The 24,434-nt window shown below is 44.5% G+C and carries 19 protein-coding genes and 1 pseudogene; 8 read left to right on the top strand and 12 right to left on the bottom strand.

From position 1 onward, the window contains the following. Nucleotides 1–3 precede the first annotated feature (3 nt). Genes tssG through tssB form a run of 5 tightly spaced genes read right to left on the bottom strand, consistent with a single transcriptional unit; the run spans nt 4 to nt 5,316 of the window. A complete protein-coding gene (gene tssG, locus VY86_RS10110; RefSeq protein ID WP_023043435.1) occupies nt 4–1,056 on the bottom strand; it encodes a type VI secretion system baseplate subunit TssG in 1,053 nt (350 codons plus the stop codon). Next, nucleotides 1,020–2,867: a type VI secretion system baseplate subunit TssF gene (gene tssF, locus VY86_RS10115; protein ID WP_046974841.1), complete on the bottom strand. Its 1,848-nt coding sequence runs from the start codon at nt 2,865–2,867 to the stop codon at nt 1,020–1,022. The genes tssG and tssF overlap by 37 nt, the downstream gene beginning before the upstream one ends. Before the next feature lie 2 nt (nt 2,868–2,869). Beyond that, nucleotides 2,870–3,310, bottom strand: a complete 441-nt coding sequence (gene tssE, locus VY86_RS10120; RefSeq protein WP_046974842.1) for a type VI secretion system baseplate subunit TssE — start codon at nt 3,308–3,310, stop codon at nt 2,870–2,872. Between the two features lie 6 nt (nt 3,311–3,316). Beyond that, nucleotides 3,317–4,795, bottom strand: coding sequence for a type VI secretion system contractile sheath large subunit (tssC, locus tag VY86_RS10125; RefSeq protein WP_021323275.1), 1,479 nt, complete (start codon nt 4,793–4,795; stop codon nt 3,317–3,319). 23 nt (nt 4,796–4,818) lie between these two features. Then, nucleotides 4,819–5,316, bottom strand: coding sequence for a type VI secretion system contractile sheath small subunit (tssB, locus tag VY86_RS10130; RefSeq protein ID WP_046974843.1), 498 nt, complete (start codon nt 5,314–5,316; stop codon nt 4,819–4,821). Between the two features lie 928 nt (nt 5,317–6,244). Between tssB and VY86_RS10140 the strand changes: the two genes are divergently transcribed. The 4 genes and pseudogenes from VY86_RS10140 to VY86_RS10155 form a co-directional block, all read left to right on the top strand. Further along, the gene (locus VY86_RS10140; protein ID WP_021323277.1) at nt 6,245–6,763 is read left to right on the top strand and encodes an Hcp family type VI secretion system effector; all 519 of its coding nucleotides are present in this window, start codon (nt 6,245–6,247) and stop codon (nt 6,761–6,763) included. 586 nt (nt 6,764–7,349) lie between these two features. Further along, nucleotides 7,350–8,192 (top strand): 23S rRNA (adenine(2030)-N(6))-methyltransferase RlmJ, encoded by an 843-nt coding sequence (locus VY86_RS10145; RefSeq protein WP_046974845.1) that lies wholly within the window; start codon nt 7,350–7,352, stop codon nt 8,190–8,192. Between the two features lie 110 nt (nt 8,193–8,302). Further along, a complete protein-coding gene (gene gorA, locus VY86_RS10150; protein WP_158019940.1) occupies nt 8,303–9,655 on the top strand; it encodes a glutathione-disulfide reductase in 1,353 nt (450 codons plus the stop codon). A 38-nt stretch (nt 9,656–9,693) separates the two neighbouring features. Then, nucleotides 9,694–10,164 (top strand): annotated as a pseudogene (locus tag VY86_RS10155) (amidohydrolase family protein); the annotation flags it as partial. A 144-nt stretch (nt 10,165–10,308) separates the two neighbouring features. Here the strand turns inward: VY86_RS10155 and fecA are convergent. The 4 genes from fecA to VY86_RS10175 all read right to left on the bottom strand — a co-directional run bounded on the left by fecA (nt 10,309) and on the right by VY86_RS10175 (nt 15,068). Then, complete coding sequence (gene fecA, locus VY86_RS10160) at nt 10,309–12,669, bottom strand: TonB-dependent Fe(3+) dicitrate receptor FecA (protein WP_046974848.1); 2,361 nt, start codon at nt 12,667–12,669, stop codon at nt 10,309–10,311. A 98-nt stretch (nt 12,670–12,767) separates the two neighbouring features. Then, nucleotides 12,768–13,718, bottom strand: coding sequence for a ferric citrate uptake sigma factor regulator FecR (fecR, locus tag VY86_RS10165; protein WP_046974849.1), 951 nt, complete (start codon nt 13,716–13,718; stop codon nt 12,768–12,770). Nucleotide 13,719: 1 nt separating this feature from the next. Further along, nucleotides 13,720–14,241 carry a ferric citrate uptake sigma factor FecI gene (fecI, locus tag VY86_RS10170; protein WP_046974850.1) on the bottom strand — a complete coding sequence of 174 codons (522 nt, stop codon included), beginning with the start codon at nt 14,239–14,241 and terminating at the stop codon, nt 13,720–13,722. 272 nt (nt 14,242–14,513) lie between these two features. Continuing rightward, a complete protein-coding gene (locus VY86_RS10175; RefSeq protein ID WP_046974851.1) occupies nt 14,514–15,068 on the bottom strand; it encodes a YtfJ family protein in 555 nt (184 codons plus the stop codon). Nucleotides 15,069–15,355: 287 nt separating this feature from the next. Between VY86_RS10175 and VY86_RS10180 the strand changes: the two genes are divergently transcribed. Beyond that, complete coding sequence (locus VY86_RS10180; protein ID WP_011148633.1) at nt 15,356–15,562, top strand: DUF1107 domain-containing protein; 207 nt, start codon at nt 15,356–15,358, stop codon at nt 15,560–15,562. A 102-nt stretch (nt 15,563–15,664) separates the two neighbouring features. On the opposite strand, the gene paeA is transcribed toward VY86_RS10180, so the two are convergent. Both paeA and msrA read right to left on the bottom strand, forming a co-directional pair. Then, entirely contained in the window at nt 15,665–16,996 is a 1,332-nt protein-coding gene (gene paeA / locus VY86_RS10185; protein WP_046974852.1) for a polyamine export protein PaeA, read from the bottom strand. Nucleotides 16,997–17,151: 155 nt separating this feature from the next. Further along, nucleotides 17,152–17,799: a peptide-methionine (S)-S-oxide reductase MsrA gene (gene msrA, locus VY86_RS10190; RefSeq protein ID WP_046974853.1), complete on the bottom strand. Its 648-nt coding sequence runs from the start codon at nt 17,797–17,799 to the stop codon at nt 17,152–17,154. A gap of 115 nt (nt 17,800–17,914) precedes the next feature. On the opposite strand from msrA, the gene tamA reads away from it, so the two are divergent. Genes tamA through VY86_RS10205 form a run of 3 tightly spaced genes read left to right on the top strand, consistent with a single transcriptional unit; the run spans nt 17,915 to nt 23,777 of the window. Beyond that, nucleotides 17,915–19,657 (top strand): autotransporter assembly complex protein TamA, encoded by a 1,743-nt coding sequence (gene tamA / locus VY86_RS10195; RefSeq protein WP_046974854.1) that lies wholly within the window; start codon nt 17,915–17,917, stop codon nt 19,655–19,657. After that, nucleotides 19,654–23,427: an autotransporter assembly complex protein TamB gene (gene tamB, locus VY86_RS10200; RefSeq protein ID WP_046974855.1), complete on the top strand. Its 3,774-nt coding sequence runs from the start codon at nt 19,654–19,656 to the stop codon at nt 23,425–23,427. Before tamA ends, tamB begins: the two co-directional genes overlap by 4 nt. A 2-nt stretch (nt 23,428–23,429) precedes the next feature. Then, a complete protein-coding gene (locus tag VY86_RS10205) occupies nt 23,430–23,777 on the top strand; it encodes a gamma-glutamylcyclotransferase family protein (protein WP_046974856.1) in 348 nt (115 codons plus the stop codon). 102 nt (nt 23,778–23,879) lie between these two features. Here VY86_RS10205 and ppa read toward each other — a convergent pair whose 3' ends face one another. Next, a complete protein-coding gene (gene ppa / locus VY86_RS10210) occupies nt 23,880–24,410 on the bottom strand; it encodes an inorganic diphosphatase (protein WP_046974857.1) in 531 nt (176 codons plus the stop codon). Nucleotides 24,411–24,434 lie beyond the last annotated feature (24 nt).

Raw genomic sequence — 24,434 nt, forward strand, 5'->3', positions numbered from 1 at the left:
TCTTTATCCACTAACTGAAATTGTGATAAAGGGTTTCTTTTCCGGCTCGCCGAGAAAGCTGGTCCACCCTAGATTATTGTTTTGTTTCGTACCAAGCACCATGCCGCCCGCTTGGTTTTCGGCCAGTCCAAGACGCAGATCCCAAGCCAATTGATCGCGCAGGACAAAGCAGATAAACATCACCAGTGGCAGGAAATTTTTTCCGTCTGGTAGGAATGACAGGAAGTGTTCACGGGATAAGTCATTGATACATATCATAAATTTACTGTTGCAACTTCTCACCCATGAACCGAGGAAAAAGTTTTCTCCCATGATGGACTGTTCAATCTTTTTTTTCCGACCTTTTAATTTCAATTTTCCGCCCAGACGGTTTTGTTGTGATGGTCCAATGGCGATTTTCCTAATTTCCCAGCCATGCACGGTAACATCCGGCAGATCAAAGCAGTGTGAAATCAAACTGCGTATGACTTCTGGTGATCGACCGGGGCTGGCTAGCAGGCCGGCATAGGCCAGCATTTTGCTATGATTGATATTTAAATGAGCACGGTTCACATCACTGCCAAGCCCAACCAAAGCAAACATGCGCTGAGAAAAATCGTCCATTCCGTTTTTGTCAAAACAGATGTAATAACGATATTTCCGCCAGATTTGATAAAGCATGACGACTGAGCGGTGATTGAAAATATTCAGAAAATCAGTCAGCCGGTTTTCGCCTTGGGCTTCTTCCCATGCCAGTGAATCAAGGTAGTAACCAGGCATCGGTGACTGGCTACCATGTAATCCAAGAAAAGAGACTTCCATCTGAAAACGACCTTGCTCGGTACGTTTCACAGAGACAACATCTCTGGTCGGGAAAGCCAGGCTGGCACTGGATTTGAAACTGATTGCTTCCCGGTCAGGGCGATCGGTTTGCCCCGTTTTTTCCCACGCTACCGCCAATTGGTTGAGTAACTCGACCAATTGATAAAAATTGTATTTTGAGACATCCGGCACCAGATTTTCTGGCGAATTTTTCCCCGTTACATCAACGCGTGTTGACCTATTTGTTCCGGCCATTCATAGCATTCCTGATTATCTAAATTGATCACTTTCAGCATGTGGAAGGAATTAATGCTGGCATATAATGCGAAGAAGCGTGACAGTATGTTGCAGAATAGGTAGAGCTCACCTTCAGAGCTGAAAGCCTGTTGCCGGATATACAATGTTGATTCCGAACCACGTACAGGAAGTCCTTTAAACAGGCGGTCTATTGGTTTCGTTTCGATCCGTTCAATCGCGTTCAGCCGTTTTTGTGATGACCGTGATGACTGCCTATTATATATGCTGGGGAGATCGTAGGTACTCAGTACCTGTTTCAGGGAGTCCTTATTCAGTAATGTCATATAATTCAGTGACATATTTGATATGAGGGACCAGTGATATTCGCCGCTCATCAATGGATAAAGTGGAACGGATGGGCGGGTTATATTACGAAACGACGCAAATGACGGGCTGCCCAGTGAAGCGTAATTAATGTCACCCACCCGTAGTTGCAGTGGCAGTTCGCGGTTGGTGCAGGTCAATTTGACAGAAACATTTTCATGCCTTTCCAGTTTCAGTAGCTGTGATGCATCGCCACGTACGAAAGAGAGATAGTGCTCAAGTCCTTTGCGGAAAGGGGATTCTTTGACCCTGATACGGAAATAGCGGGTGTTGAGTTCGCTTTCATGCTCGATTTGATGATGAAAACTTTCAAATGGTACATAGCTCCGCTCACTACCGCGCGTGAAGTCGGGTTTACCATCTGGACCAAGCAGATTGCTTTCCACTTTATCAATGGAAAAAATGTCGTAGCGATCAGGATGGCTATAGCTGGCTTTCAATGGATATTCCGCCTGGCTGCCATCCAATAGGATAGCTTCGCTATCCATTGGGAAGAGGTTGATTGCCGGTACACAATGCAGCCGGAAAGTATCTTGGCGGATTTTAACTTCCGGTGGAAGTGCTTCTGAAAAATAGAGATTCAGCGTAAAATCACTGGCTTTAAGATCTGCCGGTAACTTGGGGAAACCCGTGATATCAAAAAATAGAAACCCTTCAGAAAAGCAGAAGTATTCCTGTAAAATGCGATAACCCATATAAGAATTTTTTGGGTAAGGCAACAGGGCATCTTCCCGGTTAAAACCAACCGGAACGACATCAAAATCCGGCAATGAAATGGTGGTATCGCCTACGATAAGTTTTGCGTCTTCAAGGTAGTAACTGAGCCAAAAATAGAGCTGTGTACTGCTGTAATCATCGCCGCTCAGATAAAAACGCAGCTTATCAAGTTGCAGCTCTTGTAAGCTAAGTTCTGTCTTTGAGGTAAAGTTCAGACCAATAACACCTTGCTCATTGCTGTTATTGACGGAAATGTCCCTGATCGACATTGGAAACAGCCAGACATCACGGCATAAAGTGAAAGTACAGCGGTTGTCTCTGTCTGCTTTATTTGCGTTGGTACTGCTTGAGTATATATTTTCATCTTCCTCGTCATCATCATTTGCTAACGGACAACTCTGGATTTGCGTGCCGCGCTTAATCTGCGTGGCTTTTGTGACGGTGCTTTCATCGGGTGTGTACTGGATAATCGTCATGCTGGGTGTTGGCCGTAGATAGTTTGGCCATAGCATATGCAGTAACCCGTGAGTCAGTTCGGGGAACTGATCATCAATTTTTGCCCGTAAGTTACCGGCAAGGAATGCAAATCCTTCCAACAGACGCTCAACATCCGGGTCAGAGCCTTGTTCAGACAGAAATGAAGCTAGGTGAGGATGTTCAATTGCAGCTTGTTTCCCCAATTGTCTCAGGTAATCCAATTCCTCTCTGAAGTATTTTTCAAGTGACATATTTACTGAGTCCGCTCTAGGCAATAACGCCGGTTGTTATCCAGTTGAATGTTAAATTCAACCACATCATGAATATCATCCAGGGATACCTGGGCACTGATGTGAAAACTCAACAGCAGCGGGTCACTATCATCGTGGATTGCACTGACAGAGACTGACGATATTCTTGGTTCATAACTTCTAATGCAATGTTCTATTGCCTGTTCAATACTTTGCTTAAAGTCAGTTGCGGTGGTTGTGGCGTCATTGAGATCAATAACGCCAAGATCTACCGCACTCTGACAAGCCCCCGGATGGGTATTGAGAACATTATTCAGGTGCCGTCTGATGGAGTTGAGTAGCTCACGCATTCTTGACTGGCGGGAAGAACCGGAGTTCTTCCCCTGAATACGCTCAAACAAGCTGGCAGAGCCCTCTCTATTCCAACTGTACAGCGCAGCCATGACTCATTACTCCTTATCCAAACGCCCTACCAATGACAACTCAAAGCTGGCTCCCATGTATTTGAAATGAGGGCGAACTTGCATTGCCACCTGATACCAGCCTGGATCTCCTTCCACATCCAAAACCTGAATTTGGGCAGAACGCAGCGGGCGACGGCTGCGGACATCTGTTGGTGGATTTTCCTGATCGGCGATGTACTGTTTCAGCCAGGTGTTCAGTTCACGCTCCAGATCCTGACGCTCTTTCCAGGAACCAATCTGCTCGCGCTGCAACACTTTGATGTAGTGTGCAAGACGGTTGATGATGAACATATAGGGCAGTTGAGTACCCAGTTTGTAGTTGGTTTCAGCCATTTTCCCTTCGCGGGTGTTCGGGAATACTTTTGGCTTCTGAACTGAGTTGGCAGAGAAGAATGCAGCGTTATCACTGCCTTTACGCATTGTCAGGGTGATAAAACCTTCTTCAGCCAATTCGAACTCACGGCGATCAGTAACCAGAACTTCTGTTGGAATCTTGGCCTGGATTTGTCCCATTGCTTCGAACAGGTGAACGGGTAGATCGCTGACAGTACCGCCGCTTTGCGGGCCGATAATGTTCGGGCACCAGCGATATTTGGCGAAGCTGTCAGTCAGGCAGGATGCCAGCAGATACGCAGTGTTGCCCCACAGGAAATGTTCGTGATCTTTGCTGACATCTTCCTGATAGTTAAAGTTTTTAATTGGGTTTTCAATAGTTGAATATGGCAGACGCAGCAGGAATCGTGGTGTTGTCAAGCCGAGATAACGTGAATCCTCAGATTCGCGCAGAGCACGCCATTTGGTGTGAGCAGGGCCTTCAAAGACGGATTTCAGATCTTTAATTGCTGGCAGTTCGGTAAAGCTGCTAATGCCAAAGAAATCAGGCGCGACAGAGGAGAGGAATGGCGCATGAGCCATTGCACCAACCGCGCTGACGTATTGCATCAGTTTGATATCGGGTGAGCTATTGCTAAACGCGTAGTTACCGATAACTGCGGCCACCGGTTCACCGCCAAACTGGCCATAACCTGTTGAGTAAACATGCTTGTATAAGCCTGACTGGATGATTTCTGGTGAGAATTCAAAATCTTCCAGTAATTCTTCTTTGGTGGCATGGATGATGTTGATTTTGATGTTTTCACGGAAATCTGTGCGATCAACCAACAATTTCAGTGAACGCCATGATGATTCCAGCTCTTGGAACTCTTTGGCGTGCATGATTTCATCGACTTGAGTGCTCAGTGTTTTATCAAGTTCAACAATCATTCTATCAACGACAAGCTTGTTGATAGGTTCTTCGTTAGAGCCTGTATCCAAAATGCTGCTGATAAAAGCCGCAACACCTTGTTTTGCTATGTGGTAGCCGTCATTTTCCGGCGTCATTCTTGCCTGAGACATAATCTCGTCAAGCAAAGAGGTGGTGGACCCTGGGGCTAATGTTGTACTGCTCTCTTCATGCAAGGACATGTTAAAAACTCCTTTTCAGTCAATTACTTTTGATTGACGATTTCAAGCTCTTTTAGAAGTTGTTCGCGGACTTTTTCATCACCCAGTAATTCTTGTAAACGGGTGCGGAACGCCGGAATATTTCCTAACGGCCCTTTGAGTGCGACAAGTGCTTCACGCAGTTCCAAAAGTTTATTTAATTCAGGAACTTTCTTTGCCACGTTATCGGGTGAAAAATCGTTTAGTGATTTTATTTCCAGGTTAATTGGCAGGTCATCTCCACTATCATCATTGAGACGATTAGGGACGCTAAATGTGAGATTGATGTTTGCTTCATTCATCACAGAATTAAAATTATTTTTGTGCACAGAAACAGCTTGACGTTCTTCAATTGGCGTATCTTCTTTCGTCCCTTTAAGATCACCGACAATAAGTAAATTAAGTGGTAATTCGATTTCAGCTACTTGATCACCGGTATTAGGAACGTATTTTATATTAATCCTTTCCTTCGGTGCTACACTGCCTGGGCTATTTTTACTCATATTAAAATCCTTCGGGTAATACAATTTCGGCAATTAGGAATTATTTGATAACAATATTGATGAGAGAGTTGCCCCTGATACCTACCTATTATGTGTTGGATAACATAAAAATCCCTCCTGATTTAATGAAACGGAGGATTGACTGCATTGAATTGGGTAGTAAGCCGACTTGTACGAGTATATAGATAAATACGGATTCAGAATATTCTTACTCATCGAGCAATAGCATCAATATAGACAGCTCTGCAAAGCAGAGTGTCGCATTTTGTTTTTTTATTGTAAAGATAAAACATAGGCAGATATACCCCTCTATTCGGCCTTTTGATGATTTTATTATATTTTGCAATAATTTACGCTTTGATCTTTTCTTAAGCAATTTCTTTGTCAAGTCCCCCAATATAGTAATATTAGCAGCTATTTTTCTGGGTATTTATAAATTTTTAGTGATTTTTTGTTTCATTGTGTAACAAAGTGTTTCCAAGTGTATTTCTGTTTACATCTTGGAGTTAGTTTCACATTGCAAATATTATTTACGTTATTAATTAGGTGGGTGATTTTGATCTATTCATCAATTTTCAATTGACCAAGAAACAATTTTTCTTGACTTTATTTAAATCTTTATATTTCATGTGGATATGTTATTTGTCTGCTAAGGGGAATTATTGTTATCAGTTAATTATTCTTTTTATTTATAAAAAACAATATTATTTTATTAAAATAGCATTAATTGTAATATTTATGTTTGCTGGTGATGGGCAAACAATTTTGCAATTTAGATTTTATTTTGAAATGAGCTGTTTGGTATTTATTATTCATTTCAGCGTTCATACATTTGTAAGTGATTTTTTTCAAAATGAAATAGTTACTATGGAAATTAATATGATCGCTACCTTAAATATGTTGACACAATTTCTTAAAGGATATTTTTATGCCAACTCCGTGTTATATTTCCATCACTGGAAAAACCCAGGGTAATATTACCGCTGGTTCATTCACTGCTGAGTCAGTGGGTAATATTTATGTTCAGGGGCACGAAGATGAAATGCTGGTTCAGGCATTTGATCATGTAGTTACCGTACCAACTGATCCTCAATCAGGTCAGCCTTCTGGTCAGCGTGCTCATAAACCATTCCGTTTTACAGTTGCATTAAATAAATCGGTTCCATTGCTTTATAACGCATTGGCTTCTGGTGAAATGCTGACGAATGTGGAATTGAAATGGTACCGCACTTCTGTTGAAGGAAAACAAGAGCATTTCTTCACAACTCAGTTGGAAGATGCCACTATTATCGACATTGATTGCAAAATGCCGCATTGTCAGGATTCAACAAAATCTGAATTTACTCAGTTGGTTCGTGTTTCTCTGTCTTATCGTAAGATTAACTGGGAACATACAACCGCAGGTACTTCTGGCGCAGATGATTGGCGCGCACCTATTGTTGCCTGATAGGTAATATAATCATTCAGCCAATGGAATATCGTTTCATTGGCTGAAAAACTTAGTTGTTTTATTAAAATTAAGGATTATTAATAACTACCTTCAATTTCTTTCAGTTTATTTTATTCTTTTTCTTTCTCTATTTTTTACACGTATTATTTAACGATTTTACTAAATGTTTCCGATAACACTCAGTCATCTTTTTATGCTTTTACTTTAGCTATTTTTCCTGGTTACAGTGGATGTTAACATTTTTCAGTGCTTGTTCTAAGCTGGAGATTCGATAAGCATCAACATGAAATCTTGCGTATTTACGGTATATAATAATTTCTTATGATTGGCAGTGAGAACACAGGTAGCAGCACTTTCTTAAATATCATATTTTATCCTGACAAAATGTTTTACCTATCCTAAACGTTAATAGATATGACAAGATTGCTTTTCTGAGTTTGATATCCAGGATCCTGCCATTTTTATCGCTAATGGGGCTATAATGATGCCTTACCATCTGTCCCATCTACTGGGATGGGTTTTTAGTTGTCAGGTATTCCATACTGGCAAGTAATCTATTCTCTGCTCTGGGATCTAAAACCTAATGCTAAGTTATCGTCACAGCTTTCACGCCGGTAATCATGCCGATGTACTGAAACACACTGTACAAAGCCTGATCATTGAATCTCTTAAAGAAAAGGAAAAACCTTTTCTCTATTTAGATACTCATGCTGGTGCTGGCCGCTATCAACTCAGTGGTGAACGCGCTGAACGTACTGGTGAGTATCTGGAGGGGATTGCCCGCGTCTGGCAGCGTGAGGATCTACCACAAGAATTAAAAGTTTATATGAGTGCAGTAACTGCACTGAATCAGAGTAGTAATTTACGTTATTATCCGGGATCGCCTCTAATCGCCCGCCATTTATTGCGGCAGAATGATAAGCTTAATCTGACTGAACTGCATCCGAGTGACTATCCTTTATTACGTAATGAATTCTCCCGTGATAACCGCTCTAGGGTTGTGCGTGAAGATGGTTATCAGCAATTAAAATCACAATTGCCGCCACAAAGTCGCCGTGGATTTATCCTTATTGATCCTCCTTATGAGTTGAAATCTGATTATCAGGCGGTTATTCAGGCAATTGAGGAAGGTTATAAGCGTTTTGCCACAGGTGTTTATGCGTTGTGGTATCCGGTGGTATTACGCCAGCAGATCAAACGTCTGGTTAGAGATCTGGAAGCAACGGGCATTCGCCGCATTTTGCAAATTGAGCTGGCTGTCCGGCCTGATAGTGATCAACGGGGGATGACCGCTTCTGGCATGATCGTAATTAATCCCCCCTGGAAGCTGGAACAGCAGATGAAATCGGTGTTGCCGTGGTTACACAAAGTTCTGGTGCCGGAAGGAACAGGCCACACATTGGTTAAATGGATTGCACCAGAATAATTTTCAGCAATGGCAGTGAGAGCCAGAACCATCACAACTGATTGATACTTTTTGCCATAATAGGCTATCGGGTATTGACCCTTTACACTGATTAGATGGAAACGATCCAAATGAGCAAACATTACAACTATATAGCAATTGGTGGTGGCAGCGGTGGCATTGCGTCAATTAACCGTGCGGCTATGTATGGGCAAAAATGTGCCCTGATTGAGGCTAAAGCATTAGGGGGAACTTGCGTTAATGTGGGATGTGTGCCGAAAAAGGTGATGTGGCATGCGGCGCAAATTGCTGAATCTATCCACCAGTACGGGCCGGATTACGGCTTTGATACCACTGTCAACCGCTTTGACTGGAAGACACTGATTGTCAGCCGTACTGCTTATATTGATCGTATCCATCAATCTTATGAACGTGGTTTGGGTAATAATAAAGTTGATGTGATCCAGGGTTTCGCCCATTTTGTTGATGCACACACCGTTGAAGTGAATGGAGAGAAAATAACCGCAGATCATATTTTGATTGCGACGGGTGGGCGTCCTGTACGTCCTGATGTACCAGGCGCGGAATATGGTATTGATTCTGATGGTTTTTTTGAACTGGGAGAGATGCCAAAACGGGTTGCGGTTGTTGGTGCGGGTTATATTGCGGTGGAAATCGCTGGCGTATTGCACGCACTTGGCAGTGAAACCCATCTGTTTGTGCGTCAACATGCACCTTTGCGTACTTTCGATCCGATGATTGTTGAAACACTTTTGGAAGTTATCAATACCGAAGGACCCACTTTGCATACTGAATCTGTGCCGAAAGCAGTGATTAAAAATGTGGATGGTAGCCTGACTTTGCAACTGCAAAATGGCAAAGAACAAACCGTTGATACTTTGATCTGGGCTATTGGCCGTGAACCGGCAACGGATAATCTGAATCTGTCTGTAACTGCTGTTGAGCTGAACGAAAAAGGCTACATCAAGGTTGATAAGTACCAGAACACCAATGTGAAAGGTATTTATGCAGTAGGTGATAACACTGGTGCGGTGGAATTAACGCCTGTTGCGGTTGCAGCAGGTCGTCGTTTGTCCGAGCGCTTGTTTAATAATAAGCCGGAAGAATATCTGGATTACAGTAATATTCCAACTGTTGTATTCAGCCATCCGCCGATTGGTACTGTCGGTCTGACTGAACCTCAGGCAAAAGAGCAGTTTGGTGAAGATCAGGTGAAAACTTATCAATCTTCTTTCACTGCGATGTATACCGCTGTCACTCAACATCGTCAGCCATGTCGGATGAAACTGGTGTGTGTCGGGCCGGAAGAGAAGATTGTTGGCATTCATGGTATTGGTTTCGGAATGGATGAAATACTGCAAGGTTTCGCTGTTGCATTGAAGATGGGAGCAACTAAGAAAGATTTTGATAACACGGTTGCAATTCATCCGACTGCGGCGGAAGAGTTTGTAACAATGCGGTAATAATATTGTCAAAAATTCATCTATACATCTTTTCTATTCTGGAAAATACGTTCGCTTTGACCACGTTGGATGAGGGCAAATTGGTAGAAACTGCTTCCCGTTTAGTGGAACAGCAAATCACTATTGCCTCCACAGTACTGATCGGCAGCCTGATGATGCCGTTACCGCAACTCAGTGCCAAAGGGGTGTTTATCATGACTGGTACTGACAGTGTGATTGATCACTGGTCGCCATTCGGCACTGGTGACATGTTGGAGAAAGCTAATTTGTATGCGCAATTGTACCATGGTTCAGATGAGTTTCATCTTTCCCGCTCTATGGCTATTGCTACCGGTGGTGTGTTGCCGCTTAACGACCAAGGCCAGCGTATTTGGCCTCAGGTGGGTGATAAAGCTGACTTTGTCCTGGTGACAGCGAGTTGTTCTGCTGAGGCGGTGGCACGTCTGCCTACTCGTCAGGCAACGTTCCATCAGGGGCGCCTGGTGGCTGGTACTGTAGCCAGGGTTTGATTCGTCCTCACCACTTTTAATGATGGCGCTGCCCCGGTAGAGAAAGAGGAATACTGGAAAAAGGCTAATAATGTGTCCTAAATTAGTGGACCACTACAAAATAATAAAGCCGGGCAATGGCCCGGCGAAAGGGTTAACGTAGCATCAGAACTTCAGCGAGCCTTGCATATAGAATATGCGCGGCTGCCCGGCGTAGATGCCTTTATTGTTATCATCATAGGAACGGGTGTAATACTCGCGGTCGAAAATGTTTTTCACCCCAAAGGCTAGAGTCAGATTGGCCATTTGTGGGCCGAAGTCATATGCCATGCGCGCATCCCACAGCATAAAGCCCGGAATGCGGCCGGTGCTGCCATCGGCACTTTCCTGTACTGTGTTAGCGTTATCAGCAAACTGGCTGGATTGGAATTCGCTGTTGAGGTTGAAGGTCCAGTTGCCAGGTTTGTAATCCATACCAAGTGTACCTTTATGTTTCGGTGAGAACGGCACTTGATTCCCGTAGGTCTCGCCTTTTTCACGAATTTCCGCGTTCACATATGTGTAGTTGGCGTAAACCGAAATGTTCTCCAATTTAGGCGTAAGCTCGGAAAGATTGTAACGTGCCTGAGTTTCCAGCCCAGTGTGCCGGGTTTTCCCACGTGCCGTAACAGTATCGTTAGTCTGGTTGGAGTCGTATTGATTGTTGAAGTTAATCAGGAACAGCCCCATTTCCGCAGTCAGAGCGCCGTCGTCGTAGCGGGTTCCGACTTCCCAGGTGCGCGCTTTTTCCGGTTCTACATTGCCGCTCCGCACAGCCTTACCAATCTGGCTGTACTGTACGGTCCCGAATGAGCTTTCTGTATTGGCATAAAGATTCCAGCTGTCAGTAACGTGATAAAGAACGTTGAGTGCAGGCAGCGGCGCATTGTAGCTTACTTCTTGGCGGGTGCCTTTCAGGTTGTTGTTTTGGATGGATTTGATGTGTTCGAATCGTACCCCTGGAGTGATGGTCCAGTTGCCGATATCAATGCGGTCGTCAATGTACCAAGCATGAGCCTCGGTGCCAGAGCGGGTATTACGGTCATAAGGGCTCGATGTGCTGGGTAATTCGCCGCTGCTGGTGGCGGTGTAGTAACGCATTTCGTGACTGGATTCATTCACGTAACGGTAGCCAATCCCTACTTCATGGGCTGAAGGCCCTAAATTGAAGAGCTGGCTATAGCGCGGTTCGATGCTGCGCACCCAGTATTCCCGTGGGGAAAGGGTGATGCGTTTGCCCTGCTCGAGATAACCGCTGCGCAAGGTATGGGTATATAAGCTCTGAATATTGAATTTGTGCTGCTGGTCGGGCTGATACTGATAGCTGAAGCTTGCGAGCTGACGGCGGCCCCAGAAGCGATCATATGGGCGAGTGGATTGCCAGCGATTGGCATCGTAATTGGCGCGTGAAAGACCTCCGGGCATATCCGCACTGCCATCATAATATTGCAGCAGGCTGTTGAAGGTGTGCACTTCATTGGGTGCATAGCGGCTTTTGAGCATCATGTCGTCAATGTGCGTGGCGCTGTGTTCGCGCCAGTCGCTGCCACGTGTACCGGAGTAGAGAAGCGCCGTGCCGAAACCGTTATTTGCCGTACCTCCAATCATCAGATTATGGGTTTCTTTTGGATTATTTTGTGAAGATGTGGGGCCAAGCTGGCCTTCCACGCTTGCCTCAATACCAAAATCCTGTGGGATAGCGCGAGTCACAAAATTCACCACACCACCTACGCTTTGTGGTCCATAGCGCACAGCGCCGCCGCCGCGTACTACGTCTACTGCGTCCATGTTGCCGAGAGATACTGGCGCCAACGATAGCTGTGGCTGGCCGTAAGGCGCGAAGGGTACCGGAACGCCATCCATCAGAACCGTAGAGCGGCTGGCAAGACGCGGGTTCAGGCCACGAATGCCGAAGTTCATCGCCAGGTCGTGGCTGCCGGTACCGTTGTTTTCCGGTGCGCTGACGCCAGGAATGCGGTTTAGCACTTCACGCATTGTTGTTGCGCCTGTTTTAGCAAAATCTTCGCGGCGGATAACATCGCGTGCGCCTGCATGTTCAAACACGTCAGTTTCACGAGCATCGCCCAGCCAGTCGCCTATCACGGTCATCGAATCTTTTTGTGTGACAGACGTGAGTTCGAGCGTGAACGTGTTATCACCCAACGTTTTCGCCTGTAAATCAGTACCGGCCAGTAAGGTGTTCAGTCCATCGGTGATGGAATAATCGCCATGTAGACCGCGACTCTGTTTGCCGCGCGTTAAGCTGGCATCTACCGAAAGGGTAATACCCGAGCGGGTGGAATATTGATTGAGAACTTTATCCAGTTCGCCTGCATTAATGTCATAGTGTGCGCTAGCTGGCGTCACCGAAGCATACGTGATCCCCGAGGTTAGGCAAGCTACCGGTAACAGGCTTAAATGAATCGCCATTACCAGCGGTGTTGTTTTGTGAAACGCGCGCAGTGGCCGTGCACGTAAAGGCGTCATAACGTCTCCATAATCATTTTGTTGCTGTATTCACTTATAAGTCGAATGAAGAGGCAAAAAGGGACAATCGAAAATGATTATTTTTACGTTAATGATTTTTATCCGGGCAGAACATTCACCCAGTAACGAGTAATGTATTGAATCTTAACGGGAAGTGTTTTTTCTATGACGGTTAATACCGTATCGGTATTTTTTATCGGGAAAGTGCCGCTTAACCGTAGTGAGGAGACAGTTGGGTCACAGCGTAATACGCCGTTGCGATAGCGGGCGAGGGTCGCGATCACTTCACTCAGTGGCTTGTCGCTGAAGCTTAATATACCCTGCGTCCACGCGTTGTCTTCGGCGATTGCCGTTGTCAGTTCACTAAAATCGGTGGCGCTGAATCTTAAGCTTTCACCCTGACGCACAATATATTTGCGGTCAGTGCCGGTCAGTATCACTTCTACGGCATACTGTTGCACGCTAACTAGCGTGGTGTTGTCTTCCTGACGAACCGTAAATTGGGTACCCAACGCGGTCAGCTGTGCCTGGCGAGTTTGTACGCGCAATAACCTTGTTCCGGCATCGTGCCCGGTGGTGATGGCAATTTCGCCATACCAGAGATGCACCAGACGTTGCTGAGGGTCAAAACGGACATCTACTGCGCTGTCAGTATTGAGTGTAAGCAGTGTGCCATCGCTCAGTTGATGCTGCTGAATGTCCCCTTTAGCAGTACGGTAACCGGCTCGCAAACCCTCCCCTGTTTCTGAATGCCACAGTTGCCAGATACCGCCAACCCCTAGTAGCAACAGCACGCTTTTCATCATTCTGCGGCGTGACAGGTGTGTTTCCTGAAGTGTACGGCTTGCCACATTGCCTGGCACCACAAGCATCTGGTTACGCAGATTTTCCACCTGTTGCCACGCCCACTGATTATCCTGATGCTGTTCGTACCAACGTTGCCATTTTTCGGTTTGCCGTGGGCTTGCTTGATCGCTACTCAGTATTGCATACCAGTGTGATGCTGATTTTAGGGCCTGGAGACGAGAATTGGTTAATGTGGTATTCATATCAGAGTCCATGCTCCAGGCGAAACAACAAGCAATGCTCGGTGGCTTTGGCCATATATTTTTTCACGGAACTGACAGACACATTAAGACGTGAAGCGATGTCGCTGTAGGTCAGACTTTCAAGCTGAGACAGTAAAAACGCTTGGCGTATTTTGTTGCTCAGGCCATCGATCATCTGGTCGATTTGTTGGAGCGTCTCAAGCTGACACTGACGAATTTCTGGCGAAGGTATAAGCGCCTCGGGCTGTTGCGCAAGCAGTTCCAGATAGGCTTTTTCCAGAGCGTTGCGGCGAAACAGATCGATCATCACCCTTTTGGCGATAGTGCAGAGGAAGGATTTTGGGTCGCGAATTGTCTGTAGCGAATCATTGGTTATCACGCGCAGGAAGGTATCCTGCGCTACGTCGTCGGCGTCAAAGGACGATTGCAGTTTGGGCGTGAGCCAGTTTTTCAGCCAGCCGTGATGCGCGCCGTAAAACGATTCAAGCGTCAGCTCAGCGGAAACAACAATGTAGTCAGACATAGCTTTATAATATCAAAAGTTAATAATCACGGTATTATATTAATGTGAGAATGGTAATCATTACAATTATTCCTGAAGGTTTTTATTTCATGTTAATGTGATGTTGAGTCGGTGTGGTCACGAGACTTGTCGCAAGCCGAGCTTGAATTTACGTGATCCTGAAATTGCTGCTCTTAAGCAAAGCTGACGTTAAATAAGTTGCTTTTCAGTAGGGTTGTGGTGATAAGGGCAAACCGAAACATATCCGCAAGTCGTTATCACCACTGATGTTATTACTGTAATTCTTTACGTACCAATTCAATTACCTGTTTGATTTCGTTGCTGTTTAGCTTACCTTCTTTGGCAAACTTCGCTACGCCGTTTTTATCTAGGACAATAATGGCAGAATTTTTGGGTTCCAACTGCCAGGTTTTTTTGACTACACCATTGCTGTCAGCGATAAACTGGGACCAAGGAAACTCTTTTTTACTGTCTTCAATACTGCTGCGGACAAATGGCCCGGTACCAAATATGGCATCACTAACATTGATGATGGTGGTTGTTTGGTATTTTTCTTTTGAAAAATCAGCACGTTTTATTTCTTCTATCAGTGGAGCATTCAGTTCTTTCGCTGCACTACGACCTGCAATATGTTGTATGACTCTCACTTTTCCGATCAATTTTCCACTATCCCAATTTTGGTAGCTAAACTTATTATTGTTGAGTAACAACTCACCTTTATCATAAACACTGACTGCAGGAACATTTTGTTCCAGGTTAATGTTGTGAGCGAATGCCAGAACAGGAGAACAAAGTAGCGCAGCATATAACATAAAATTCTTGATCATAATTTTTCCTTTGTAAGTGAATGTGACGATGCACGGGTCTTTAGCATAGCGGTTATCAGTTGATTTATCTCTTTAAAGAAGATCAATTTTTTAACATTAAGTAAGAGATAAATTTACATAATTATGCATATCTAAATATCTGTCATTTTATGTAAATTCAGTGCATAAAACTAAAAATAGGGGAACAAAATCCGATAAACTCAGTCTACTATTCTACATAGCGGTGTGGTGTATGGAGTTGGTGCACCAAACGTAACCGTAAGAAGCATAGGAGGAAAAAAGCAGAGATGAAAATTTTTCACCGATATAACCCACTGAAAATTGCTCTCTACGTTAAAACTTTATTCCGTGGACGTTTATACATTAAAGATATGGGGGCTTTTGAATTCGACTGCGGCAAGATTTTACCGCCGAAGGTGAGAGACAAACGCCATTTCAGTGTGATGAGTGAAGTTAATCAGCAGGTGCTACGTTTGCAGGCCGAAATAGGATAGATAACGAGAATAGCCGCGAGCAGCATACTGAATAATCTGCGCCACGGTAAGTGGCGCTTAATATGAGAAGATTAAACGACCTCAGTTCAAAACAGGTCGTTTTTATTTATCATCACAGATGGTTGGATTATGAGCGGGAGCCGTGATGAGGGTGTCAGTGATTTTTGTGACTAATAGCTGATCGATTTTGTAGTTATCAATATCGACAACTTCAAACTTATAACCCGCAAACTTGACCGAATCAGTACGTTTTGGAATTTTCCTCAATCGGAACATCATAAAGCCTGCAATGGTTTCGTAGTTACTGGAATCAGGGAAATCATCAATATCCAGTACTCGCTGTACATCATCAATCGGTGTTCCGCCTTCAACCAGCCATGAATTTTCGTCCCGGACGACAATCTGCTCTTCTTGACCCTGACCAACCAAATCACCCATCAGGGTAGTCATAACATCATTGAGGGTAATCACACCCATGACCAGCGCATATTCATTCAGGATAATAGCGAAATCTTCACCGGCAGCTTTAAAGCTTTCCAAGGCATCTGAAAGCGTTAAGGTATCTGGAATGATCAGCGCGTTGCGGATCTGGACGCCTTTATTGAAGCTCAGGCTCTGGCCACTCAGGACTTGGTTAAGCAGATCCTTGGAATCCACATAACCGATAACATGATCAATATCTCCGTCACATATCAGATACTTGGAATGTGGTTGGGTGGAAACCTGTTGTTTGATACTTTCTTCGCTTTCATTCTTATCAAAGTAGACGACGCTTTCCCGTGAGGTCATGGCAGAAGGAACGGTACGGGATTCGAGCTCGAATACGTTTTCAATCAGTTCATGCTCTTGTTTACGCAGGATACCAGCAATAGCTCCTGCTTCCACAACCGCGAAAATATCGTCAGATGTGATGTCCTCATTACGCGCCATCGGAATTTTAAAGATCTTAAAGATAAGATCAGCCAGTCCATTAAATAACCAAACTAATGGGCGGAAAATTGCCAGACAGAAACGCATTGGATTAACGATTTTCACCGCGACAGCTTCTGGTTTGATCATACCGATACGCTTTGGTGTCAGGTCAGCAAGCAAAATAAATGTACTGGTCACAATGATGAATGAACAGATAAAGCCGAGTTGTTCTGCCCATTCTGGTCGCATAAATTGAATGAAAAAAGCTTTTAGTGAAGGAGAGAATGCCGATTCACCGACAACACCTGCCAAAATGGCGACTGCGTTCAGGCCGATTTGCACAACGGTAAAAAACATCCCTGGAGATTCTTGTAATTTGAGGACATGAGCTGCGTTGACATTACCTTCATCTGTCATCAGTTTTAATTTGATTCGCCTTGAGGCAGCAAGAGAAATTTCAGATAACGAAAAAAAGGCGCTGATCGCGCACAGTAAAAGCACCACTAATAGACTGTTTAGCATAAGGTATCCGTGTTTTACCTCCGGTGATTGGGTAGGTTATTGTTGAAAGAACACCGGAGGAAACAATAAAAATCATATAAAATAAAAAGTTGCAATAAATACTTAGAAAGCTATTGATTAGTGTGTTAATTATAACATCAGTTTGGATGAGTCGGCTAGTTTTTGCTCATTTGTGGTAGGCAAATGCCAATACCGCCTAACCCGCAATACCCCTCAGGATTTTTAAACAGATACTGTTGGTGATAGTCTTCAGCAAAATAGAATGGCCCTGCTTCTGTGATCTCGGTTGTAACAGGTCGGTTATCTTCTTGTTGTTGCATGGCTTTTTGGAAGCGTTCACGGCTGGCTAATGCCAGTTCATGTTGCTGAGGTGACACAGTATAAATCGCGGAACGATACTGAGTACCAATATCCCCTCCCTGACGCATTCCTTGAGCCGGGTCGTGGTTTTCCCAGAAAAGTTTTAACAGGTTTTCGTAACTATTTTTTGCCGGATTATAAACAATTCTGACAACCTCGGCGTGACCGGTCAGGCCGCTACAGACTTCTTCATAAGTTGGATTTGGTGTTGTACCACCGCTGTAACCCACAGAGGTCGTGTAAATATCAGATTGTTGCCAAAACAGCCGTTCTACGCCCCAGAAGCATCCCATACCAAAATAGGCAACTTCCATATTGGCTGGAACAGGCTCTATTGCATGATTGGTGACAGTATGGTTAGGTGAAATCTTAAGTGGTTCAGCTCTTTCTGGTAATGTACTTTGAGAATCAATAGATGGGGTTTCACTAGCTGAAGTTGACACAATTCCCTCCTGTAATTATTAAGTTTTCAGATATTGATAGATTGTATATATTATAAGCTTTATTCAAGATTAATTTTATTATAGTTAAATTATTCCGATTAGGTTAGGAGTTCGCGTGTCGAGATACCCCATTTTATGTTTTCTTTGTGTGTCTATCGCAACTCCCATCGCTCATAGTGCTAGTCTTCGCCTGAAAATAGAAGGATTAACCGGCAGTTTAGAAAAAAATGCCCGAGTTCATCTTTCCACCATCAGTACTGACGAAGTTGCGGCGGATGGTCGTTTCCGCTCTCGTGTAGATAAAGCGATTAGGGAAGGTCTGCGTCCCCTTGGTTATTATGAACCCATTATCGAATTTACCTATCAGGAAAATAGGCCCCCCGCTCGTCCGGTATTAACAGCAAAAGTCACCGCCGGTGAACCTATACGGATTGCCAGTGTTAATGTTGTTTTGGAAGGTGGGGCTAAAACAGATGGAGATTATGCCAAACTTGTTAAAAGCAAAAGTCCAAAAAAGGGGACAATTCTTAATCATGGCGGCTATGAAAGCTTTAAAGGTTCTCTGACCGGGCTTGCTATTAGAAAAGGTTATTTTGACGCCGTAATGAAAAAGAGCCAATTGGGTGTTGCTAAAGAGCGGCATGAGGCATTCTGGGATTTTAATTTTAATAGCGGTGAGCGTTATCACTTTGGTCAGATATATTATCGTGGTTCACAAATTCGTGAAGATTATCTGAGTCACTTGGTGCCGTTCAAAGAAGGGGATTTTTATACCTCGGAACAATTGGCGGAATTCAACCGGCGGCTGGCAGAAACTGGCTGGTTTAATTCAGCACTAGTGACACCTGATTTTAATGCTGCCAGAAAGAGTGGTAATAAGACTCTCCCTCTTGATGCGGTATTAACACCACGTTCCAAAAACTATGTTGAACTAGGTGGGGGTTATGGAACAGATGTTGGGCCACGGGTAAAAGCTAAGTGGACAAAACCATGGCTGAATTCCCGTGGGCATAGCCTTGGCACGAGTATCAACCTTTCTGCACCTGAACAGGTGATTGATGCTACCTATAAAATGCCGCTGAAAACGAACCCGCTGGAGCAATATTATGCGTTGCAGACGGGTTATAAACGTAAGGATGTCAACGATACCGTATCAGATACCGCGACGGTGAACCTTTCCCGTAACTGGGATCTTTCAACTGGTTGGCAGTATGGGATCAATATGCGCTGGAGCCTCAGCCACTTTACTCAAGCCAATGTCACGAATACTGCTATGTTGTTGTATCCGGGAGCGAACGTGAGTCGTATCCGTCAGCGTGGGGGTACGATGCCTTATTGGGGCGATAGCCAGCGTTATTCCATTGATGTTTCTGATACCCTTTGGGGCTCTGATGTGGATTTCCTGGTATTACAGGCGCAAAACGTTTGGATCAGAACTTACTGGGATAACCATCGTTTTGTTGCCCGGGGTAATTTGGGTTGGATAGAAACCAATGAGTTCCAGAAAGTCCCTCCTGATTTACGTTTCTTTGCCGGTGGTGATCGCAGTGTCCGTGGTTACCAATATCAGAAAATTTCTCCTAAAGACGATAAAGGAAAATTGACCGGGGCATCCATGTTGATCGTGGGTTCGCTTGAGTATCAATATAACGTAACGGGTGATTGGTGGGGTGCTGTTTTTGTCGATACCGGTGAAGCAGTCAATGATGTTAGAAGGAGCAATTTTAAGACCGGCGCAGGTGTTGGTGTGCGTTGGGCTTCTCCTGTCGGACCCATTAAGTTTGACCTTGCCAGGCCAATAGGGGATTCAGAATCCCGTAATATCCAGTTTTACATCGGGTTAGGATCTGAATTATGAGATGGATTAAGAAGGTCAGTATTGCTTTTTTGCTGATTATTACGCTGTTGGTTATTACTGTTGCCGGATTGGTAGGAACGCAATCTGGCCTGCATACTATGATTAACAGTGCCATCCGTTGGGTACCGGGGCTGGATATTGCCAATGTCAGTGGTGGCTGGCGTGATTTGACCCTGAAAGGTGTCAGGTATCAGATGCCCGGTGTTGATGTTAATGTGAATCAACTCCATCTTTCGCTGCGTCTTTCTTGTCTGAAAAACAGTCAGTTATGTATTAATGCATTGACGACAGAAGGCGTAAAAGTGGTGATTAATACCAAACAATTGCCACCTGCGAGAGAGTCATCGTCAGAATCAGAGCCTCTGACTGAATTAGAGACGCCGTATCCGATTTTACTTAACTTGCTATCCATTAAAAATGCCGTGGTCACTGTAGATGATAGGGTATTTGCCCTTGATGAATTCAGGACCGCAGCTAAGTGGCAGCAAAAGGCGTTAATTCTTAAGCCAACAAAAATCAATGGATTGCTGGTGGGATTGCCAAAAACGACTCCTGAGCAATTGAAAACAGCGGAAGCAGCAGAGAAAGCAAAGCGGAAAGTTGAACCGGAAAAGTCGTTGGGAGAAATCCTGAAAACAGTGTTCTCTCAGCCGCTACTGGCAACGTTACCTGAAGTGCCTATTCCACTGGATATTACTGTTGAAGAGATCAGTGGTAAGCAATTACGGCTGACCGGTGATACCAATATCATAATCAATGACTTATTACTGCAACTGAGTAATCAGGGGCAGCAGATTCAGCTCGATAAATTGAATGTAAAGGCACCGGAAGGTTCTTTAGCCGTTCATGGTTCCGCGACTTTGGCACAGCAATGGCCGGTAAAGCTGTCAATAAAAGGTGAGATAGATCAGCAAGAGATTCAAGGGCAAAAAGTTGACTTGAAGCTTAATGGAGCCTTGCTAGAGCAACTCAACTTAATTCTGAATTTGTCTGGCCCTGTCAAAGCTAAAATTGATGCCCAGGCGGAACTGGCTAAGGCCGGTTTGCCAGTGCGTATGACGCTTGAAAGCCAGCAACTGAGTTGGCCTTTGACGGGAGAGCCTGAATATCAGCTTGATAATGTAAAAATGCGCCTGAATGGTAAAACGAGTGGTTATGATTTGTCGTTGCGTTCAGGCATTAAAGGTAATGAAATGCCACCGGCATTATTGGTGTTGGATGCTAAAGGTAATGAAGAACGCTTTAAGTTGACCCGCTTGCGCTTGTCTGCCTTGCAGGGAAGGGCTGAACTGGTCGGTGTGGCAGATTGGAGTAAGGCGGTAAGTTGGAATGCGGTGTTGACACTCTCTGGAATCAATACTGCTAAACAGTGGCCGGAATGGCCAGCCGAAATAGATGGAAAAATGGTGACTCGTGGCAGTTTGCACGGTGGTAGCTGGCAGCTCCGAATCCCAGAAATCGCACTTGATGGTAATGTAAAACAGAACTTGATAAAAGCCAGGGGTAAGATTTCGGGTAATGCGGCTGGTCAGTGGAATATTCCTCAATTTGAGCTGGCTTTAGGGCGTAATAAAATCAATCTCCAGGGACAGTTGTTCAAACAGTGGCAACTTGATGGCGATATCAGAGCACCGAGGCTGGATGGCTTATTACCGGGGCTTGGAGGTGTCGTTAATGGGACGCTGAAACTGCGTGGTAATATGCAAGCGCCTCAAATTCTGGCTGATCTGAATGCTAATGGGTTGAAATGGCAGGATTTGCGCATTGATAGTGTTAATGTGAAGGGAGATGTACGTTCTGCTGCGCAGATCCAGGGCGATCTTGCTATCAAAATCGGTCAGTTGAAACAGGCTGATTTAATCGTTCGTAGTTTGACGTTGAATGCTAAGGGCAATGAAAAACAGCATAATTTGCAACTGAAGGTCGATGGTGAGCCAGTTGCCGGTCAACTTGCGCTTAATGGTAGTTTTGATCGCAAGCAACAACGATGGAAAGGCGATATTAATAATACCCGTTTTGATACCCCGGTTGGCGAATGGCGTTTAACCAAAGCTATTACTATTGATTATTTCAATCAGCAGCAGAAAGTCACTGTGGGTACTCATTGTTGGTTGAATCCACATGCGCAGCTCTGCGTACCGAAACCCATTGAAGCGGGTGCCAACGGTAGTGCATCTATTGCTCTTGATCGTTTTGATCTTGCTATGATTCAATCATTATTGGGGCCTGAAACACATTTGAAAGGTGTATTCAGTGGTAATGCTGATGTTAAATGGAGTGCTGGAGGTGGATTGCCTCAGGCCAACGTTAATCTGCGTGGTGATGCGGTGCAGGTTAAGCAAGTGATTGATGGCATCGCATTACCTGTAGATTTTCAAACCCTGACACTCAATGCAGGCTTGAAGAATGGAGCCGCAGAGCTGAATTGGCTGTTTAACATTATGGGAAATGGTCAGTTTAACGGTGCGGTACAGGTTGCTGATCTTGAAGGGCGTCGCAAACTATCAGGCAATGTAGGTATTCAGGATATTTCACTGGCGTTGATCGAACCGATTCTTGGAAAAGGGGATAAGGCAGAAGGTCATTTGAACGCTAACCTGCGTCTGGGCGGAAATGCTAAAAATCCATTACTGTTTGGTCGGTTAAGCCTGAGCGCACTGCAAGCTTCGGGTCATTGGATTCCATTTGATATTACTCAAGGGCAACTTGGTGTAAATTTTGATGGAATACGTTCCAATCTTGATGGTGTTATCAAAACCCCGAAGGGGCAATTTAACCTGAATGGTGATGCTGACTGGCGTAATTTGGATGCGTGGCATGCAAGAATTGCCGCTAACGGTGATAAGTTGAGGGTAACTTTGCCACCAATGGTGAAAATTGATGTCAGCCCTGCTCTGGTGTTTGAGGCTTCTCCTCAGTTGCTGAAATTGGATGGTAACATTGATATTCCCTGGGCGCGTATTACAGTTAAAGAACTACCCGAATCGGCTGTTGAGGCTTCATCGGATGAGATTATATTAGGTGAGAATCTTCAGCCGTTAGAAGTGAAAAAAGCGTCAATCCCGATTCAAAGTAACTTGACGATTCATATAGGCGATGATGTTCGACTCAGTGCATTTGGCCTCAAAGCGAAACTTAGAGGCGCTTTGAAAGCTGTTCAGGGTGAACAGGGTTTGGGTTTGAATGGCCAGGTTGATATTCTTGATGGCCGTTTCCATGCCTATGGACAGGATCTGATTGTCCGTAAAGGGATGATTATGTTTTCAGGTCCACCGGATCAACCATTGCTTAATATTGAGGCTATCCGTAACCCCGAATCAACGGATGGCCGTGTTATTGCAGGGGTGAGAGTTACCGGTTTGGCGGATCAGCCAAAAGTGGAAATTTTCTCAGAGCCTGCTAAATCACAACAGGAAGCGCTTTCTTACCTGTTGCGTGGTGAAGGGTTGGAGAGCAGTGGCTCGGACAACTCCCAGATGACGGCAATGTTGATCGGGTTGGGGGTTGCGCAGAGTGGTCAGTTAGTGGGTAAAATCGGTGAAATATTTGGTGTTTCCGATTTGGCACTGGATACTCAAGGGGTTGGTGATAAATCACAGGTAGTTGTTAGCGGCAAGATCACAAAAGATCTGCAAGTTAAGTATGGTGTTGGTATATTTGATTCACTGGCAACATTAACCTTACGCTATAGGTTAATGCCTAGATTGTATCTGGAAGCAGTGTCTGGTATTGATCAGACATTGGATTTGCTCTATCAGTTTGAGTTTTAAAAATGCGAATTATTGTTTATGGCAGCTTACGGCGCAAACAGGGCAATCATCACTGGATGACCGATGCTCAATGGTTAGGGGATCATCGGCTCGAAGGCTATGAGCTGTATGACCTTGGGCATTATCCTGCGGTAATCCGTGGTGACGGGAGTATTGAATGTGAGGTATATCGCATCAACTCAACTATTCTGACAGAATTAGACGATTTGAAAGATAATTATCGGGAGTATGTAAGGGAGTTGATTCAGACACCGTATGGTAGTGCATGGATATATCTTTATCAGTTTCCGGTAACCGGTTTACGGCGGATAAAAAGCGGTGACTGGTTAAAGCGCCACGCAGAAGAGTAAATAAAAATCCCTTTTTATCACGATAAAAAGGGATTATGACATTAAAAAACCTCTGCCGGTGATGTTCCACAGAGGTTTTTTAATTATGCACGTAAAGATGGATTATTTCTTAGCAGCACGTTCGAAAGAGGAGACAATTTCTGTTTTAGCCGCTTTGGCATTATCCCAACCATCAACTTTGACCCACTTACCTTTTTCCAGATCTTTGTAGCGCTCAAAGAAGTGAGTGATCTGAGCGCGCAGTAATTCTGGCAGATCGTCCACATCCTTAATGTGATCATATTCTTTGGTTAGTTTACTGTGTGGAACTGCAACCAGTTTTGCGTCTTCACCTGATTCATCAGTCATTTTCAGAACGCCAACCGGACGGCAACGGATCACCGCACCTGGTTGTAATGGGTATGGCGTTGGAACCAGAACATCAACTGGGTCACCATCCAGAGACAGAGTATTGTTGATGTAACCATAGTTACATGGATAGAACATTGCGGTAGACATAAAACGGTCTACAAACAGCGCACCGGATTCTTTATCAACTTCATATTTAATGGGATCTGCGTTGGCAGGGATCTCAATAATGACATAGATGTCTTCAGGCAGTTCTTTCCCTGCCGGTACTGAGTTTAGGCTCATGAAAGTTTCCTTTATTTCAAACCA

Source organism: Photorhabdus thracensis, from assembly GCF_001010285.1.
Lineage (GTDB): Bacteria > Pseudomonadota > Gammaproteobacteria > Enterobacterales > Enterobacteriaceae > Photorhabdus > Photorhabdus temperata.